Genomic DNA, 18,316 nt, shown 5'->3' on the forward strand with positions numbered 1-18,316 from the left:
GCAATCAAGTTGCCTTCGGTGGGACGACTGTGCCTTGATGGAATCGCATCTTCCAACGTCCGTCCACGAATACCCAAATCGAGCTGCGACGTGTCACACGATTTAGTTTCGGTTGAACGAGACGGTACGTCACCAAAACGTGATCTTCCGTCAACGGATGCAGCGTGAATTCGGATAACTCCGCCTCGATCGGGTCGAGCTGGAGTGTCGTCTGATCCCAATCTTGATACAGCAACCGTCCCGAGCTACCGATTTCAAAGAAGTCGTCGGTTAACAGTTCACGCAATCGCTCCGTCGACTGCCTGACTTCCGTCGTCAATAACGCTTCTTCCAGTGTTTGAAGATGATTTGCCAACTCGTTCATGTCACGACTTCCTCTCTTCGTTGATTCATGACGATGACGCCGAGGACGATCAACAACAGACCGATTCCGTTCAATGCCGAGAGAACTTCCCCGTACACGAACACCCCGATGAGTCCCGTCGCCACGGTCCCGAGTCCGGCCCAGATGCTATAGGCGATACTGAGGGGGATCGTCTTCAACACGATGCCCATAAGGGTGAACGAGGCGGCGAAACTGACCAAGAGGATGACACTCGGCACGAGATTCGTGAATCCATCCGACAGTTTCAACATCGACGTCCCGAGTACCTCAAATCCGATAGAAAAGAACAGTAAAAGATAGGCTTTCATTCCGATTCACCTCACACTTTCATCAAGACGAGCCCGGTGATGACGAGCCCAATCCCCGCAATTTTTTGACGACTGATTTGTTCCCGGAAGACGACGAAACCGATCACCGCCGTGAGTGCCGTCCCGACCCCGCTCCAAAACGCATACGCGAAACTGAGCGGAATGGTGAAGAGGGCGAGCGATAAGAGATAAAACGCCGTCCCGTAACCGAAGGCGACCCCGAGAATCGGGAGTCGGCTCGTCGAGGTGGCGTTCACTTTCAACATGCTCGACCCGAACAGTTCCGAGGCGATGGCCCCGATCAAATAGATGAATCCCATATTACAATCCTCCTTGAACCAACTCGCCACATGCCTCCCGAATGAGTGTCGCCGCACGGTCCTTGAACGATTCACTATACCCATACAGAACGGCGAACCAAAAGCCGTCGCAGAGGAGACGAAGTTTCAAAATCGCATCCTGGTCCGGTCCATCTGCAGAAAATCGCTCGTCCCAACCGGTCGACACGGCACTCCAAATCGACTCGCTCGTCGCATCCTCTTGTGAGGAGATGAAGACGGCGACAAGGTCCATATCTCCATGATCGACATCCTCCAATGTCGCGAGGGCATAGGCGCGGGTGAACGAATATGGACCGTTCGATAGATGGGCGGTGATTCGTTTCTCGAACGTCTCGATGGCGAGCTCGTTCATCTGGCGCAATAAGTTGGCCTTGCTGTCGAAATGGTAGAGGACCCCGGCTTTCGTGATTCCTGCTTTCGTCGCCAATCGTTCGAGCGACAACTGACTGATTCCGTCCTCTCGAATCATCTGGGCGGCAATCTGTAGCAACAATTGTTTTTTACTCATCCGATCACACCTCTCTATACTTTACTGACCGTTCAGTAAAGTTAGTCTATCAAAATTTACGAGGGGTTGTCGAGATAGAACGTTGATGGAATAATCAGGGAAAAGGGGGGCGTGACATGGGTTCACATTTGATGCATCTCGTCATCGCGAATGAGATGTTACCAGCGTTGTCGGAGGTGGATGAGGTCGCATTTTTGCTTGGAAGTCTTGCACCGGATGCAACGACAGAAAAAGAGGCATCCCATTACTACGCAGGACGCCATGATGATTTATCTCGTCGTTTGGATCTGTCCCAATATTGGATTGACAGCAAGGAGGAAGACTTCTCGTATCGACTCGGCTATTACGCGCACCTCGTCGCGGATGAGATATGGTTGCAAGGGTTTTATAAAAGTTGGCTGAAGGAAGTCATCACACAGAGTCCAGAGAAACAGGCAGCCTATTATGCGGACTTTGATGCGTATAATGCTCGTCTGTCGAAACGACTAGGGGATTTCAATTTTGAACGTTTGAAAGGGAATCCGAAGTTTGTGGAACTGGTCGAAAAAGTCGAGCGGGACGCAGCGATGACGGAGGAGGGGACGTATACGATGTTCCTCCCGCACCAGTTCGATGGCTATGTCGATACGTGTGTCCGCCGCTGCCTGGAGATGGTCAAACGGAAGCGGGCGATGCTCGTATGAACAAGCGATACGCACCACTCTACGCAATGCTCGGACTCTTTATCGTGACGGTGATCACCTTCTTCACCTTGAACGGTCGAGTGTTTCCGAACCTTGAGTTGATGACGGTCATCTGGATATATCTCGCGATTGACATCGCCTTGTTCGTCACGTTGATTTGGGGTCTGTTCACGAAGGATCGAATCATTAAAATCTACACGTTGCTTGCGACGATTGGATTGATGATTCCATTGTCGATTTGGATTTTCTTATTGCTGTTGGCGAATGGGATCTCGGAGGCGTGAGTCAGATGGACGAACCGAAGAACATTCCGTTTCTAATGCGCCGCGTTCCGTTTTTTATGTTGTATGCCCTTTGCGGTCCGCTCGCGCTTCTCATCTTGATCATTTACTGGCGAGACACGCCGACTGACAATCGAGGACCGTATTTGTTTTTCTCGGTCGTGTTTTCGTTGTTCTTCATCAGGAAACTCATACCGGACGGATTGTTGAGTATCGTGATCTTTTCAGCGACGTATACGTTCGTCTTATTCGTCACGTACATCATTCTCAATCGAAAACGAAATCGTGATGACAATGAGTAACTTTGAAAGTGAATTTTTCACTTTCTTTGCGACACTCGGATTAATGATTCCGCTTTCGATTTGGATTTTCCTGTTGCTGTTGGCGAACGGAATCTCGGAGGCGTGAGTTGAATGACTGAAAACGAGAAAAAATTACCTTTTGTGGCTCAAACAGTCCCGTTCTTGATTGGTTGTCTGATTTTTGGACCAATCGGATTGGTGATTCTGCTGTTCATGTGGAGACGCTTGGAACGAGATGAACAAATCATCTATCTGATTGCTGCGCTCTTCTTCACGTTACTCGACGTTCTCGACTGTTTCACAGATGGTCTACTTTATTATTTGATTTGAGAAAATGGATGCTTTCCATTTTCTTTTTTTATGCTCTCTATAGAAAGAAAATTTTTCCTATCCGAATCTTTACAATTTGACGTTGCGTATCCTTTTTTTGTTTGTTATGCTACTTGATGAAAACGACAATGATAATCATTATCACTGATAACGAGAAAGAAAAAGAGACATACATAACCAACATGACTCGTTTTTTGGTGGAAGAATCATTGAAACTTACATACAGAGGAGATGGATGAAGTGGGGAAATTAAAACTTTCACTCATGTTGACGTTACTCGTCTTCGTACTCGCCGCATGTGGCGGAACGAGTGAGACGAAGCAAGAAGAGAACGTCGACGGTGCAACAAAAACAGAGACAGTCGAGATTACAGATGCGCACGGCACAATCGAGGTACCGGTTAATCCAGAGAAAGTTGTTGCCCTTGATAACCGTACATTCGAAACATTAGCAGCGTGGGACATTGACTTGGTTGCGGCACCAATCGGACTCCTTCCAGCTGAGTCACCATACGCATCAGACAAAGACATCGCAGACGTCGGTATGCACTTTGAACCGAACTTAGAGGCGATTGCGGGAGTGGACCCGGACGTCGTCATCGTAGGTCAACGTTTCGCGGATTACTACGAAGACATCAAAAAGTTAGTACCAGAAGCAGCGGTCATCGACTTGAACATTGAGATCCCAGAAGATACAGGGACACCGGGTGAGATCTTGGTTAAAGGATTGAAAGACACGACACTCACGCTCGGTCAAATCTTTGACAAGAACAAAGATGCAGCACAAATCGTCGCTGACCTCGACAAGTCAATCGAAGATGCAAAAGCAGCGTATAACGGAGAAGACACAATCATGTCTGTCATCGTATCGGGCGGCGACATTGGATTCTCAGCACCGGTGACGGGACGCGTGTTCGGACCGATGTACGACATCTTCGGATGGGTACCGGCCCTTGAAGTCGAGAAGACGTCAGGTGACCACGAAGGCGACGAAGTATCTGTTGAAGCCATCGCGGAAAGCAACCCAGACTGGTTGTTCGTCTTAGACCGTGACGCGCCACTTGGTGACGCAGAAGGAGCGGTACCGGCAGAGGACGTCATCGATAACGCACCTGCCCTTCAAAAGACGACGGCTGTGACGGAAGACCAAATCGTTTATGCGCCGAAAGACACGTACTTAAACGAATCGATTCAAACGTATTCGGAATTCTTCAACAGTGTCTCGGAAGCACTCACGAAGTAAGGTTTCGTTATGCAAAAACCGTTGACAGCCAGGGTTGAGACGATGTCTCAGCCCTCCTTTTCTAAATTGTGGACGAAGTCGTTCGTATTCACCGTGATCATCGTCCTCGGTTTGGCGGTGCTGTCGCTCTTCACAGGCGTATATGACTTATCACGGACAGACGGCTTCGATATGTTTTGGATCACCCGCGTCCCTCGTACGGTCGCGCTCATGCTGACGGGAGCGGCGATGGCGATGGCGGGACTCGTCATGCAGCTCATCACGCAAAACCGACTCGTCGAACCGACGACGACGGGGACGCTTGAATGGGCAGGGTTAGGCTTACTTACCGTGTACTTGCTCGTTCCGGCACCGAGCCTCATGATGCGCATGACGGGAGCAATCGTCTTTTCGTTCATCGGAACGATGGTGTTCTTCTGGTTCTTACGTTCGGTCAAACTCCGCTCGTCACTCATCGTCCCAATTATCGGACTTATGCTAGGGGCGGTCATCTCTGCCATCTCGACGTTCCTCGGTCTATTCTTTCGAGCCAGTCAGGCGATCGAGGGCTGGTTCGTCGGGTCGTTCGCTTCGGTACAAATCGGGCGTTATGAATATTTGTGGGTCATCATCGTCGTGACGGTGCTCATCTTTCTGCTGGCTAACCGCTTGACGCTAGCAGGGCTCGGGGAAGACATCGCGACGAGTCTCGGTGTGAACTATAACCAATTGATGATGATTGCGACCGGACTCATCGCCTTGTCGGTCGGGGTCGTGGCGACGGTCATCGGGAATTTACCGTTCCTTGGCCTCATCGTCCCGAACCTCGTTTCGATGTTTCGTGGAGATGATTTACGCAGCAATCTGCCGTGGGTCTGTCTTGTCGGAATGGGTGCGATTCTCGTGAGTGACTTGATCTCGCGGACAATCATCATGCCGTTCGAACTCCCCGTCTCGCTTATTCTCGGAACGGTCGGTGCGTTCGTCTTCATCATGATTCTATTGCGGCAACGTAAGAAGGGAGGGGTTCGATGAGTACAGTCATTGAACGAGATGCTGTTGAAGTGAAAGTCGGGGCATTGACAGAAGAACGTCATGCTTCTGCGTTTCAATCGAAACGAGCGGCACGTCGCTACTGGCTCTTTTTAAGTTCTTTTATTCTCGGGGGACTCTTGTGCGCGCTCGGCCTTCTCCTTTACAAAAATCCGGTCTCTGTCGATTCGCCGTCATTCGTTCCGGTCGTCGAACGGCGGATCGTCGCCATCGTGACGATGCTCATCGCGGCACTGTGCCAAAGTCTTGCGACGGTCGCATTCCACTCCGTGACGAACAACCGTATCATCACGCCATCGCTTCTCGGGTTCGACGCGCTCTATTCGACGATCCAGACGAGCATGGTGTTCTTCTTCGGGGCAGGGGCGTTGATCGGATTCTCGGGAACTGGCGCCTTCTTGACACAGGTCGGGCTCATGGTGACGATGAGTCTTCTCTTATACGGATGGCTCTTATCGGGGAAGTACGCCAATCTTCAGCTTATGTTGCTCGTTGGAATTATCATCGGGACGGGACTGAACTCAGTGTCGTCGTTCATGCGCCGCATGCTCGCACCGTCCGAGTTCGATATCTTGCAAGCACGATTGTTTGGATCGGTGACGAATGCCGACGTGGCCTACTTTCCCATCGTCATTCCAATCGTTGTCATCGCCGGGACGCTGTTGTTCCTGTTTTCGAACCGACTCAATATCGTGGCGCTCGGTAAGGACGTTTCGACGACATTCGGCGTGAATCATCGGAGAAGCGTCATCTATACGCTCGTCCTGATTTCACTCCTCATGTCGGTGTCGACGGCACTCATCGGACCGCTCACGTTCTTCGGATTTTTAGTCGCGACGCTCAGCTATCAGGTCGCCTCGACGTATGATCATAAATACGTTTTCCCAATGGCGTTCGTCCTAGGGTTCTTCGTCCTGACGAGCGCGTATTTCTTTATGTATCACATATTCCAGACGCCAAGTGTCGTCTCCGTCATCATCGAACTGTTCGGGGGACTCATCTTCTTGGCCGTCATTCTAAGGAAGAGGTCGCTATGATTCAAATCGAACAAGTCAAAAAATCGTATACAGACGACGTCCACATCGGACCGCTCACGCTCGACATCCCGAAAGCCGGGTTCACCTCACTCATTGGACCGAACGGGGCAGGCAAATCGACGACGCTCATGATGATCGGACGGTTACTCAACTTAGACGAGGGACAGATTCAAGTTGCCGGGATGGATGTATCAAGCACGAAGTCAAAAGACTTGGCGAAAATCATCACGATTCTTCGTCAAGAGAACCATTTCGTGACGCGGCTCACGGTTCGACAACTCGCCGGATTCGGTCGATTCCCGTATTCAAAAGGAAGATTGACGAAAGAGGACGAGGCGATCATCTCGAAATATATCGACTTCCTCGACTTAACCGCTCTCGAGAATCGCTATCTCGACGAACTGTCAGGTGGGCAGCGTCAGCGTGCATATGTGGCGATGGTACTCTGTCAGGAAACGGAATACGTCCTCCTCGATGAGCCGCTCAATAACCTAGATATCGCTCGTTCAGTGCAGATGATGGAATATTTGCGCCACGTCGCGGACGAGTTTGGTCGGACGATTGTCACGGTGCTCCATGATATCAATTTCGCGGCGAAATATTCGGATCGGATTTGTGCGATGAAGGACGGACAAATCGCTGCATTCGGAACGGTCGATGAGATTATGGACGCAAAGATTTTATCAGATATTTTTGAGACGAAACTCGAAATCATTGAAGGGCCGTATGGGCCGATTGCGGTGTACTGAGCCATTGGAATTGAATCGCTGTACAACGGTGACTTTAAACTGCAGTATTTCCAGTACTTCGGTTACATAAAACTAAGGAGAATTCATATGAAAATTGATTGGACACCGATCACCAAAGTCGTAAACGAGGCACCCGATACATACACGTTCCATCTCGCGTTACCTCCTGAGTTCACGTGGCAAGAAGGGGCGCATACGCATCTCGCGCTCGAAGGATTTAACGCCGGGGACAAGCCGAACCGAAGCCTCGTCCGCCATATGTCAATCTCCACATTGCCGCACGAAGGGGCAATCGGGATCACGACCCGCATCAAGTCAGAATGTTCGACGTTCAAATCCATCCTTCGCGACATGGTGCCGGGAGACAAGGTCGCCTTGTTCAAGACACATTCGAACGTCCCGCTCGAGCGGAGCGGAAAGAACGTCTATCTGTTATCGGCGGGTGTCGGACTCGCGACATTCCGTCCAATCGTCCTCGAGTACTTGGCGAATGGGGAAGGCGTCCCGCATCTCCATTCGTTGAACGTCGATTCGTCGAAAGCGTATCTATTCGCTGACGTCTTCGAATCGAACGAGACCTTCACGTCCGAGTTCGTCCCGAGTCGGAAAGATTACTATGAACGAGTTGAAGCGTTGGCTGCCGATCAAGATGGATTATTCTATGTCGTCGGCAGTGACGAACTGTTACGCGAAACGATTCAGGTACTTCGGACGAACGGAGTAGCTTGTGACAACATCAAGATCGACAAACATGATTTTCAGCGAGAAGACTTTTTAGGCTGACACTCAAACCGGGGACACGTGCCCCGGTTTTTTCGTGCACAGCTGGACGAAACGTTCAAAGATACTGCGACCATCTGGTGTACCAATCGACTCAGGATGGAACTGGACGCCATACGTCGGATGGGTCGGATGTTCGATTGCCATGATGACACCATCTGTCGTCTCTGCCGTAACAATCAAATCCGTCTCTTGTACGACGAGCGAATGGTAGCGCATGACGTCCATAGAGAGACCTTCGAATAAGACACCAGGTGACGTATTGATGCGCGACACTTTCCCGTGCATGACCTCGTTCGCCCGACCGACGACTCCGCCGAACGCCTCGGCGATGACCTGATGACCGAGACAGACCCCAAGGATTGGGACGTACCCGGACAATTGTCGAACGACCGCAAGCGAGACACCGGCATCTTTTGGACCACCGGGACCCGGAGAAAGGATGATCCCACTCGGGTTCATGCGACGGATTTCTTCTATAGTATGTTCATCATTCCGAATGACGCAGACGTCACTGAATCGAGCGACGTCTTGATAGACGTTATACGTGAACGAATCATAGTTGTCGATGAGGAGAATCATGCGAACACCTCCAAAAGGGATTTAGCTTTATGCAACGTTTCTTCGTATTCTGATACAGGATCCGAATCATATACGATTCCGGCACCAGCTTGGACGTGGGCCGTGTCACCTTGGATGACCATCGTCCGGATGGCGAGAGCAAAGTCGAATCCACCCCGGACGTCGAGATAACCGACCGCCCCGGCGTACACTTCGCGCTTCACCGTCTCGAGCTCGTCAATGAGTTGCATCGCCCGAATCTTCGGGGCACCCGAAACGGTACCGGCTGGAAGACAGGCGCGGAGCGCATCGATCGGTGTCACGTCTGCCCGTAGTTCACCTTCGACTTCGGAGACGAGGTGCATCACATTTTTGAACCGTTCGAGCTCAATGTGTTTCGGGATCGTGACTGTGCCGACTTTAGCGACACGACCGATGTCGTTCCGTCCGAGGTCGAGAAGCATCCGGTGTTCGGCGAGTTCCTTCTCGTCCTTTAGAAGCGACTCCGCGTGACGCATATCTTCCTCGACCGTCTTTCCGCGTGGTCGTGTGCCGGCGATCGGGTTCGTCGTCACTTTGCCGTCTTCGACACGGACGAGACTCTCAGGTGAGGCGCCGAGGACGATGGCTTCCCCGAGGTCGATGTAGAACAAGTACGGGCTCGGGTTTTGTTTGCGGAGCGTCCGGTAAAAGTGGAACGGGTCACCGGTGAATGTGGCATCGATGCGTTGCGACAAGACGAGTTGGAAGACTTCACCTGCAAGAATTGCTTCTTTCGCCTGGAGGACACGGTCGATGAACTCGTCTTTTGTTGTTAAAAGCTGTTCGCTCGTCCGAACGACCGGTTCGAGGGCGTGTGTCTCCGGTGTTTCGAGCTGTTCACGGATGGACTTCAGTCGCTTGGCCGCGTCCGTCTCGCTCGTATCAATCAAGACGACCTGTTCTTCGAGATGGTCGTATAAGACGACTGTCTCATAGCGCTGGAAGAGGGCGTCCGGTAAATCACGTGTCTCGGTCGGCGTGTTCGGAATCGGTTCATATACTCGGAGTAAATCATATCCGATATAGCCGACGGCACCCCCGATGAACGGATATGGTGCCTCGATGTCGTCACGTGTGATGCGTTCAGATAGGGCGTGGAGCGGGTCGTCCGCATAGATAGTGCCGGTTGAATCTGTCACGTCGTTCCCGTCGACCCGGATTGTCTCGACCGGATTCGCCGCGATGATGGAATATCGTCCGTGCTTGCCTTCCGCCCGACTCTCTAGCAAGACCTTACGTTCACCTTGCAGACGGTGAAAAATTGCCACCGGTGTCAATTCGTCGCCATTGATGATTAGTTGTTGCATCGAAATCTCCTCCTTAAACTAAAAAATCTCCCCGTCCCACATGCCCGATTGGACATGAAGGACGAGGAGATTCCCCGTGTTGCCACCTTCGTTGAAAGACGCCTTGTCTTCCCACTCATCGCGAACCATCATTCGCTGTCCCCGATAACGGGAGGACCCGTCAGAGCCTACATGTCGGTCTGAACGCTCAAAAGCCCATTCACGCTAGGCACGACACCGGTTCGCATCGACTACCGGCTTTCTGGAGACGTCCCTTCGCGCTACTCTTCTTTCTCATCGCGAGTTCGTATGAATGTTATCGTTACTTTAACGGGATGAAGATGCGTTGTCAAGCATCATTTGATTGCAGCATGCTCCACCTGACGTTTCCCGATGAACGTGAACGTGATTCCTAGTGCCATTAGTGGGAGCAACCACCACTTCGTAAAGAAGAAGAGTGTGCCCCGATACATGAACCACTCCATGCACCAGTAGGCGAAAAGCGTGATTAAGGGTGCGATAGACAAACGCTTCAGGTGCAGTCCGATGGCGACCCCTAGTCCAATCGTAAACGTTGGGACCATCACGAGTTGCCATAAGAACGGGTCGATATAGTGAAACATAGAGAGTCCTCCTTTTAACGGCTAGACATGACACATCAGGCAGATTTCGATGTTTTCAATAATCCGATGAAGATGTTTTCAATAATCCGATGAAGATGTTTTCAATAATCCGATGAATATGAACGAAAACAAGAGCGAAATCAGCGAGAAGATGACATTCCACGAACTGAGATGACTGACATCAAATAGACTGTGGCCATAATAGACAGCAAAATACGTCAATTCGATAATAGTGTTAAATAAGAACGTCACCAGCGGACCAACCCAGACCCGTTTCATGATCATAGCTACCACGACACCACCACCAATGGTGAGAAACGGAACGATGACAAGTTGCCATAAGAATGGACCAATATATTCAAACATCATGTATGCACCTCATCAGAGCGATTTATAGCCGAGGAAATATGGACGCCATTGTGGATCATGAATCGAGTTAATTTGAAGTGTTTCGCCACCTGCATGGATGAAGAACTCGTTGCTCAGCATGATTCCAATATGCGATGGACCGTTTCGATATGTTCCCGCAAAGAAAATCATATCTCCACGTCGACCACTTGTTAGACTCATTCGTTTATTCTTGAAGTGGCTACCATACCAGTAGCCGGAAACGTTTGAACGCCCACCGATTTTACCAGCCTGGTTTGATGCGTAATGAATTAATCCGGAACAATCAAACCCTCCATTTCGAGGCGATTGTGAGCCCCACGTATAAGGGGTTCCTAAATAATTGACCGCAGAAGCGATCAACCGCTCATTCTTTGAATTATTTCGTTTTTTGACAAGTGAATCTTGTTTAACGAGAACCTGAGACGTCTTCACATAAACCGGACGCCAGTTATATTGTACCAAGTAGGAATCGCCATTCTTGCTACGAGGATAAATACGGCGGTTCGCATCTAAATATCCAATAGGTGTTTGGTCATAAGGATTTGCATAAAAAGCAGTTCGTTTAGTTGTGCTGAAAAATTGAGCTGGATTGACCCATTTTGGGGTGACAGCTTTCGGTTTTGTTTGCGAAATGTAGGGATTTGTTACGTACACTCGTTTTCCAGATGATAGACGAACGTACCAAAAATCATCATCAATCGAGCGAATACCAATCAGTTTTGTTCCGCGCGCAAGTGTTCCTGCTGGACGTGTATACGCAACATCCGTATTGAAATAAGGAGTCCCGTTGAATTGAACGTAAAATACGGTACCTGCTTTTGGTTTGGCCACTGGTTTATTGAGTGTCAAATAGTTCGTAGCAATGTAGCGATAGGCTCCGTTCGCACGAATACGCGTATAATAGCCGGTTGTTCCAAATGTTTCAACGATTTGTCCTTGTTTGAGGCGAGAGACGCGTTTCGACGTTGAAGGGGCAGAATAAATGCTTACATCGTCATAGCGAATATATCGTTTTCCTGTTGCGTCATATAACGGAGGTTTTTTTGTTCCTAACATTTTCGTCAGAACAAAGTAATATTTCCCTTTGAACATGACGCGTGAGTATGCGCCAGATGTTCCGTAAATGTGAACGAGTTGTCCACGTTTATAGGTTAGTCTCGTCTTTGATTTGTTCGCTGTACGAGTGAACAGTGATGTGTTGTTCAAAATGTATTTTTTTTCTGTGATCAGATAAGGAGGGAATGAGATGCCAAGCATACTGGTTTCAACTAAAAAGAAACGATTGTTTACAAGTACACGTGTAAAAGCATCTTCTGTTCCGTAAATATCAATTTTTGTTGAACGTTTAATGGTTCCGATAATGTCCTTTTTATCTTGATCACGATAAATATAGGTGTCAGCTTTGGCATAACGAAAACCTGTTCTTTTATAGGTTGGCATATTGTCGGTAAGGTCAGAACGTTTTATGTATATGAAATCTTTGTTCCATAATACGCGGGCGTATTCATGGTCGATACCATAAACATCAACTCGCTCACCGCGTGGGAGGGTACCTAGTTTGGTTTGACCAAAATCTTTGTAATACGATGCTGATGTCAAAAGATAGAAGTGACCCGTTTTTACAGGAGATTCATTTACATTTTGTTTTGGAATAAATAAAAAGCGACCATTGAAATCGATGCGAAGATATCCATCCAGTTCCCCATAACTTTGTACAGGATCACCGACTACAATCGAATCAATTGCTTTTCCGTTCGGCATCAAGTAAATATCGCTTGTAGCCTTTACGTAGTATGTCTTTGGCGAGAGCGGAGTATCTGATAAAACAGTTCGATCAACCCATGTTCCGTCAATTGTTTGAACGAGCGATTTATTTCCAACGTCAAACACTTGAATCGTTGAATGGAATGGTAAAGGAGCAATGTCATTTCCATGCTCGTCTTTTGTCTTCGCTTCACGAATAACATAGAAGTGCTTTGGGTGATGAATATCAGTATTTTTTACAAATCCAACTTCATTTCCGATTTCAACTTGAGAATGAGTATTTGAATAAGGTTGGACATGTATGATCAAATCATGACTAATGACTTCAAGTACAGTCGTGTCTTGAGCGTCCGTGTAAATCGTTGTTCCGGATAAAAGCATTACGTCTGTTTCTTCTGCGGAAACAGGTGAGAGCATGATGGTCAGAATGACCAGGCATAAGCTAAGTACGTATTTCACTGTGAGCACCTCTTTATAATGAAATTTAAACAATTAATTCCAATTTTTAGTATAACGAGTTTACGTATAAATATAGTGTGTTTTTTTATCAGGAGGGAAATAGATTTCAATGTGTATGTAGGACAATGGTAGTTTGGGTCGGAAGAGTGGTATGATATGATAGGCAAAGGAAGGAAGGGACAGCTATGGAAACACTCAACATGAAGCAACTTTCTGATGAACGCTCAGCTTTTCAAACAAGCGGAAATATCGAAGCAATCGGACGCCTTATGCATGATTCGTTCCGATATGTCGATTCGAGTGGCCGTCAGTTTGATAAAGAAACTTTTATAGATCAATTTGTTGATCCTGAAGCCATTCAATGGATTACACAGGAAACAATAACGTTTGATGAAACAGTTAAAGAGGACTTGGCAGTAGTCCAACTGTTGCTAGAAGAACGCTTTATTCTCGGTACAAATGCGTACGAAGGGCGTTTTTGGGTTCTTCACTTGTATGTAAAAGAGAATGATACATGGTTCTGGCAAGGTGGTCAGGCAACTATGATAAATGAAACATAAAAAAACTTCCGCCAGTTTTCAATGGCGGAAGTTTTTTGTTTTACATTCACTTCGAGAAATAGCGGACGATGTGTTCAGTAATTTGTTTAGAAGCGGTACCATCACCGTATGGGTTTGATGCTTTCGCCATTGAATCATAGAACGCCGAATCTGTTAATAATCGGTGAGAAAGTTCGAAGATGTTTTCCTCATCTGTTCCAGCTAGTTTCAATGTGCCTGCTGCTACCCCTTCTGGTCGCTCAGTTGTATCACGAAGTACGAGGACTGGTACTCCAAGCGAAGGTGCTTCTTCTTGAACACCACCAGAATCTGTCAAAATAATATGCGATGCTGCAGCAAAGTTGTGGAAATCAAACACATCTAGCGGTTCGATTAAATGAACGCGATCGACATCATGCAAGATTTCGTTAGCTGCATCACGAACGATAGGGTTCATATGAACGGGATAAACTACTTCAATGTCATCGTGACGTTCGATGAGACGTTTAACTGCTCTGAAAATATTTTTCATCGGATCACCTAAGTTTTCACGACGGTGAGCTGTTAAAAGAACTAATTTGCGTTCGGATTGCTTAATTTCGTCAAGAAGAGGATGTGAGTAGTCATCTGAAACAGTTGTTTTCAACGCATCGATGGCTGTGTTACCTGTTACAAATATAACGTCCTCTGATTTGCCTTCTTTTAGAAGGTTGTTTTTTGAATCGTCTGTAGGTGCAAAGTGTAAGTCGCTCATGATTCCAGTCGCCTGACGATTAAGTTCCTCTGGGAATGGAGAATATTTATTATATGTTCGTAAACCAGCTTCAACATGACCGACAGCTGTCTGATTATAGAAGGCAGCAAGTGAAGAGGCGAATGTTGTCGTCGTATCTCCATGAACAAGTACGATATCTGGCTTCACGTCTGAGATGATTTCTCCCATTCCTTTTAGCACTTTTGCGGTGACATCAAATAAAGTTTGGCCACTCTGCATAATGTTCAAGTCATAGTCAGGTGTAACTTTAAACAGTTGAAGCACTTGATCAAGCATTTGACGATGTTGTGCAGTTACAACAACAATTGGCTCAATCTCAGGGTGTTTCTTTAGTTCTAGCACGAGAGGTGCCATTTTAATGGCTTCTGGTCGCGTACCAAAAACAGTCATTACTTTAATCATGTGTTCATTCTCCTTCTTCGTTCGCTGATAATTCTTTAATAAAGTCTGCCAATTGCTCACGTGAAAATTCTTCTTTCAAATACTTTGTAAGGATTGGTGCGAGTTCGTCGTGAATCGATTCATCTTGCAAGGCGAACGCTAGTGTCGTTTCGACGTAGCCTAATTTTTCTCCGACGTCAAAACGCTTTCCTTCAAAGTTATAAGCAAATACACGTTGTATACCGTTCAAGTAATTGATTGCATCCGTCAATTGAATTTCGCCGCCTGCTCCAATTTCTTGGCGCTCTAGGAATCGGAAAATTTGAGGAGTCAGTACATATCGACCCACGATGGCTAAATTAGATGGTGAAGTACCTGGAGCCGGTTTCTCAACAAATCCTTTTACATCATATAATCTACCATCACTTGTTAGTGGATTAATGACCCCGTAGCGATGTGTCTGATCTTCAGGAACTTCCTGAACACCGATGACGGCAGATTCTGTCTTCTCATACTGCTCAATCAATTGTTGGAGACCTGGTTTTTCAGAGACGATTAAATCGTCACCAAGCAATACCGCAAATGGTTCGTCTCCAATAAAGTGACGAGCACTCCAAATCGCATGTCCTAGACCTTTTGGTTCTTGTTGGCGAATATAATGAATTTCAGCAAGTTGAGAAGAAGCTTGTACTTTTTCAAGTAAGTCATACTTTTCTTTTGCACGAAGTTGACTTTCAAGTTCTGGATTAGAATCAAAGTGATCTTCTATTGCACGTTTATTACGGCCAGTGACGATAATGATTTGTTCAATTCCTGAAGCGACTGCTTCTTCAACAATATATTGAATAGTTGGTTTTGTGAGAATTGGAAGCATCTCTTTTGGTGTTGCTTTCGTAGCTGGTAGAAAGCGTGTTCCAAGTCCGGCTGCCGGAATAATAGCTTTTCTAATCTTTTTCATAAAGAATCTCCTTTTAATCAAAGAATTAAATGTTCAACACAAATCATCATAGCATAAACCAATTTTATTATTCATGAAGATGATAAAAATGTAGTCATTATGTAATTTGACTACCTTCTGAAAACATATTAGACTTACGTCTGTGTTCGTAAGCGTCTAGCTAAGTGTCAATCTAGATGGATAAGCTTGAAATTAGTACACAAACAATAGTATAATTCTGCTTGTTTGTCTTTACTAAATCTTTTCAATCTTTTTAACATAAAATGATGAAGATGCCTTAGTGATGGATAGGTTTAGTAACAATATATAATGACGAAAAGTAAATGAGTAAAGTTAATTTGGAGGAAAAAACATGAAACTCTGTACAATTGGACTCGGATATATCGGTTTACCGACTTCGGCTGTTTTTGCGAAGTACGGTACAGATGTAGTAGGTGTTGATATTCATCAATCAGTTGTAGATAAATTGAACCGTGGTGAAATTCACATTGAAGAACCAGGGTTAGGTGAAGTTGTTAAAGAAGTAGTGGCATCAGGTAAATTCCGTGCTTCACTCGATGTTGAACCAGCAGATGCTTTTATCATTGCGGTACCTACACCAAACAATGATGATGAAAATAAGTCATGTGACCTCACATATGTATTGGATGCAACACGTCGTGTGCTCCCAGTCGTTCAAAAAGGAAATGTCATTATCGTGGAATCTACGATTGCTCCACGTACGATGGACGACTTTGTAAAACCATTAGTAGAAGAAGCCGGTTTTGTTGTAGGAGAAGACGTTTATCTCGTACATTGTCCTGAACGCGTATTACCAGGTCAAATTTTGCATGAACTTGTTTACAACAACCGTATTGTTGGCGGAATCACTTCAAATTGTGCTGAAAAAGGTGCTGAAGTATATCGTACGTTTGTTGAAGGCGAGATCGTTTTAACAGATGCGAAGACTGCAGAAATGTCAAAATTAATGGAAAACACATTTAGAGATGTTAACATTGCTTTAGCGAATGAACTAGCAAAAGTATGTAACGCTCTTGATATTAACGTATTAGATGTTATTGAAATGGCTAACAAACATCCACGTGTAAATCTTCATAGTCCTGGTCCAGGCGTTGGTGGTCACTGTCTAGCTGTTGACCCTTACTTTATCGTTGCTAAGCAACCGGACCTTGCTAAAATCATCAAATTGTCCCGTGATACGAACGTTTCAATGCCAGATTATGTAGCGACACACGCTCAAAAATTGGTTCAAGGAATTGAGAACCCTAAAATCGCTGCATTTGGCGTAACGTACAAAGGAAACGTTGATGATATGCGTGAAAGTCCAGCTGTTGAAATTATCGACTTGTTGATTGATCGAGGTATGAATGTCGAGGTTCATGATCCACATGTCGAACGTTCGATTTCTGACAAGTTTGACCTTGTATCTTCGGAACAAGCACTGACAGGAGCAGATTTGGTGTTAGTGTTAGTCGACCATAACGAGTTCAAACAACTTAACTTTAATGAATTAACGGCAACTATGAATACGCCTCGTATTTTCGATACACGAAACATTGTTAAAGAGGATGCAGATAGTAAGGTTGAAGTGGTTAACTACGGCAATCTCTACAAGTACACAAATGTTGCGGAGTTAATCTAATCAATTCAAGACGGTTAGGAGTGCCTCTGTACAATATCAATTTGTATAGAGGCACTTCTACTTTACTTCGACTATGGAGAGGATTCGTTGAATTATGTTTCAATCATTTCAAAAAGTGTTAAAAGAACACGTTGATAACATATATATGGTAGGTAGACTTGCGCGCTATGAAACAAAGTCGCAGTACTCAAACCACTACTTAGGAATTGTATGGGAGTTTTTAAATCCATTATTCCAGATTGCTGTATATTGGTTTGTATTCGGGATTGGGTTGCGTTCAGGAAATGACGTGGATGGTGTCCCGTTTTTACCTTGGATGATCGTTGGGATTTCACTTTGGTTCTTCGTTAGTAAAGCGTTTGTACAAGGGTCAAACTCCATTTACGCGAGATTAAATTTAGTATCAAAGATGAACTTCCCTATGAGTATTATCCCATCATACGTGATGTTGACATTCTTTATTGAACACGCGTTTATTTTATTGATTATCGGAGTCGTTTTAATTGGTTACGATATTCCATTCTCGATTTATATTTTGCAGTTACCATATTATTTGGTGGCAACTTTCTTATTGAGTTATGCATTTGCATTACTCTTTTCAACATTTTCAACCTTGGCGCGAGATTTTCAAAGTCTTTTGCAGTCGATGGTGAGGATGTTATTTTATGTAACTCCAATTTTATGGCCATTGACGACGATGCCGGAAGTCATTCGACCAATTTTACAGCTGAATCCAATCAACTATGTCATCGAAGGATATAGAAACACGTTCTTTTATCATCATTGGTTCTGGGAACATCCAGGATACATGCTGTATTTTTGGTCATTTGTTGCAATCATCTTATTGATTGCGGCGGCGTTACACGTGAAGTTCCGTGATTCGTTTACAGACTACTTGTAAAGATAAGGTGAATTTAA

23 protein-coding genes and 1 other annotated feature are annotated in these 18,316 nt (G+C 46.2%); of the genes, 12 read left to right on the forward strand and 11 right to left on the reverse strand.

Annotation, left to right across the window (positions count from 1 at the left end; translation table 11 throughout):
• Positions 1-4: 4 nt before the first annotated feature.
• Genes AC5LIL_RS03355 through AC5LIL_RS03370 form a run of 4 tightly spaced genes read right to left on the reverse strand, consistent with a single transcriptional unit; the run spans position 5 to position 1,542 of the window.
• A complete protein-coding gene (locus tag AC5LIL_RS03355; RefSeq protein ID WP_499824894.1) occupies positions 5-364 on the reverse strand; it encodes a nuclear transport factor 2 family protein in 360 nt (119 codons plus the stop codon).
• A complete protein-coding gene (locus AC5LIL_RS03360) occupies positions 361-693 on the reverse strand; it encodes a DMT family transporter (protein ID WP_012727175.1) in 333 nt (110 codons plus the stop codon). Before AC5LIL_RS03360 ends, AC5LIL_RS03355 begins: the two co-directional genes overlap by 4 nt.
• A gap of 11 nt (positions 694-704) precedes the next feature.
• Entirely contained in the window at positions 705-1,013 is a 309-nt protein-coding gene (locus AC5LIL_RS03365) for a DMT family transporter (protein ID WP_499824895.1), read from the reverse strand.
• 1 nt (position 1,014) lies between these two features.
• Entirely contained in the window at positions 1,015-1,542 is a 528-nt protein-coding gene (locus AC5LIL_RS03370) for a TetR/AcrR family transcriptional regulator (RefSeq protein WP_499824896.1), read from the reverse strand.
• A gap of 116 nt (positions 1,543-1,658) precedes the next feature.
• On the opposite strand from AC5LIL_RS03370, the gene AC5LIL_RS03375 reads away from it, so the two are divergent.
• The 9 genes from AC5LIL_RS03375 to AC5LIL_RS03415 all read left to right on the forward strand — a co-directional run bounded on the left by AC5LIL_RS03375 (position 1,659) and on the right by AC5LIL_RS03415 (position 7,981).
• Positions 1,659-2,225 carry a zinc dependent phospholipase C family protein gene (locus AC5LIL_RS03375; protein WP_499824897.1) on the forward strand — a complete coding sequence of 189 codons (567 nt, stop codon included), beginning with the start codon at positions 1,659-1,661 and terminating at the stop codon, positions 2,223-2,225.
• Positions 2,222-2,509, forward strand: coding sequence for a hypothetical protein (locus AC5LIL_RS03380; RefSeq protein WP_499824898.1), 288 nt, complete (start codon positions 2,222-2,224; stop codon positions 2,507-2,509). Before AC5LIL_RS03375 ends, AC5LIL_RS03380 begins: the two co-directional genes overlap by 4 nt.
• Positions 2,510-2,514: 5 nt before the next feature.
• The gene (locus AC5LIL_RS03385; RefSeq protein WP_499824899.1) at positions 2,515-2,808 is read left to right on the forward strand and encodes a hypothetical protein; all 294 of its coding nucleotides are present in this window, start codon (positions 2,515-2,517) and stop codon (positions 2,806-2,808) included.
• Positions 2,809-2,919: 111 nt separating this feature from the next.
• Positions 2,920-3,138, forward strand: coding sequence for a hypothetical protein (locus AC5LIL_RS03390; RefSeq protein ID WP_499824900.1), 219 nt, complete (start codon positions 2,920-2,922; stop codon positions 3,136-3,138).
• 231 nt (positions 3,139-3,369) lie between these two features.
• Complete coding sequence (locus AC5LIL_RS03395; RefSeq protein ID WP_499824901.1) at positions 3,370-4,380, forward strand: siderophore ABC transporter substrate-binding protein; 1,011 nt, start codon at positions 3,370-3,372, stop codon at positions 4,378-4,380.
• A gap of 9 nt (positions 4,381-4,389) precedes the next feature.
• On the forward strand, positions 4,390-5,394 hold the full coding sequence (locus AC5LIL_RS03400) for an ABC transporter permease (protein WP_427372371.1): 1,005 nt from the start codon (positions 4,390-4,392) through the stop codon (positions 5,392-5,394).
• On the forward strand, positions 5,391-6,449 hold the full coding sequence (locus AC5LIL_RS03405; RefSeq protein ID WP_499824902.1) for an iron chelate uptake ABC transporter family permease subunit: 1,059 nt from the start codon (positions 5,391-5,393) through the stop codon (positions 6,447-6,449). The genes AC5LIL_RS03400 and AC5LIL_RS03405 overlap by 4 nt, the downstream gene beginning before the upstream one ends.
• On the forward strand, positions 6,446-7,198 hold the full coding sequence (locus AC5LIL_RS03410) for an iron ABC transporter ATP-binding protein (protein ID WP_012727166.1): 753 nt from the start codon (positions 6,446-6,448) through the stop codon (positions 7,196-7,198). Before AC5LIL_RS03405 ends, AC5LIL_RS03410 begins: the two co-directional genes overlap by 4 nt.
• Positions 7,199-7,285: 87 nt before the next feature.
• Positions 7,286-7,981 (forward strand): ferredoxin--NADP reductase, encoded by a 696-nt coding sequence (locus AC5LIL_RS03415; protein ID WP_499824903.1) that lies wholly within the window; start codon positions 7,286-7,288, stop codon positions 7,979-7,981.
• A 3-nt stretch (positions 7,982-7,984) separates the two neighbouring features.
• Here AC5LIL_RS03415 and AC5LIL_RS03420 read toward each other — a convergent pair whose 3' ends face one another.
• The 5 genes from AC5LIL_RS03420 to AC5LIL_RS03440 all read right to left on the reverse strand — a co-directional run bounded on the left by AC5LIL_RS03420 (position 7,985) and on the right by AC5LIL_RS03440 (position 13,103).
• Positions 7,985-8,560 (reverse strand): anthranilate synthase component II, encoded by a 576-nt coding sequence (locus AC5LIL_RS03420; protein ID WP_499824904.1) that lies wholly within the window; start codon positions 8,558-8,560, stop codon positions 7,985-7,987.
• Entirely contained in the window at positions 8,557-9,888 is a 1,332-nt protein-coding gene (gene trpE / locus AC5LIL_RS03425) for an anthranilate synthase component I (RefSeq protein ID WP_499824905.1), read from the reverse strand. Before trpE ends, AC5LIL_RS03420 begins: the two co-directional genes overlap by 4 nt.
• A gap of 54 nt (positions 9,889-9,942) precedes the next feature.
• Positions 9,943-10,174, reverse strand: a binding site (T-box leader).
• A 49-nt stretch (positions 10,175-10,223) separates the two neighbouring features.
• Complete coding sequence (locus AC5LIL_RS03430) at positions 10,224-10,490, reverse strand: hypothetical protein (RefSeq protein ID WP_499824906.1); 267 nt, start codon at positions 10,488-10,490, stop codon at positions 10,224-10,226.
• A gap of 78 nt (positions 10,491-10,568) precedes the next feature.
• Positions 10,569-10,859, reverse strand: coding sequence for a DUF2651 family protein (locus AC5LIL_RS03435; protein WP_499824907.1), 291 nt, complete (start codon positions 10,857-10,859; stop codon positions 10,569-10,571).
• A 12-nt stretch (positions 10,860-10,871) separates the two neighbouring features.
• Positions 10,872-13,103 carry a C40 family peptidase gene (locus tag AC5LIL_RS03440; RefSeq protein ID WP_499824908.1) on the reverse strand — a complete coding sequence of 744 codons (2,232 nt, stop codon included), beginning with the start codon at positions 13,101-13,103 and terminating at the stop codon, positions 10,872-10,874.
• Between the two features lie 185 nt (positions 13,104-13,288).
• Between AC5LIL_RS03440 and AC5LIL_RS03445 the strand changes: the two genes are divergently transcribed.
• Positions 13,289-13,663, forward strand: coding sequence for a nuclear transport factor 2 family protein (locus AC5LIL_RS03445; protein WP_499824909.1), 375 nt, complete (start codon positions 13,289-13,291; stop codon positions 13,661-13,663).
• A gap of 46 nt (positions 13,664-13,709) precedes the next feature.
• Here AC5LIL_RS03445 and wecB read toward each other — a convergent pair whose 3' ends face one another.
• The gene (gene wecB / locus AC5LIL_RS03450; RefSeq protein ID WP_499824910.1) at positions 13,710-14,819 is read right to left on the reverse strand and encodes a non-hydrolyzing UDP-N-acetylglucosamine 2-epimerase; all 1,110 of its coding nucleotides are present in this window, start codon (positions 14,817-14,819) and stop codon (positions 13,710-13,712) included.
• Between the two features lie 4 nt (positions 14,820-14,823).
• Positions 14,824-15,756, reverse strand: a complete 933-nt coding sequence (gene galU, locus AC5LIL_RS03455) for a UTP--glucose-1-phosphate uridylyltransferase GalU (protein ID WP_499824911.1) — start codon at positions 15,754-15,756, stop codon at positions 14,824-14,826.
• Between the two features lie 352 nt (positions 15,757-16,108).
• Here galU and AC5LIL_RS03460 point away from each other — a divergent pair, with 352 nt between their 5' ends.
• Both AC5LIL_RS03460 and AC5LIL_RS03465 read left to right on the forward strand, forming a co-directional pair.
• Complete coding sequence (locus AC5LIL_RS03460; RefSeq protein ID WP_499824912.1) at positions 16,109-17,398, forward strand: nucleotide sugar dehydrogenase; 1,290 nt, start codon at positions 16,109-16,111, stop codon at positions 17,396-17,398.
• Positions 17,399-17,492: 94 nt separating this feature from the next.
• Positions 17,493-18,299: an ABC transporter permease gene (locus tag AC5LIL_RS03465; RefSeq protein ID WP_499824913.1), complete on the forward strand. Its 807-nt coding sequence runs from the start codon at positions 17,493-17,495 to the stop codon at positions 18,297-18,299.
• Positions 18,300-18,316 lie beyond the last annotated feature (17 nt).

The organism is Exiguobacterium sp. RM11 (assembly GCF_059821525.1).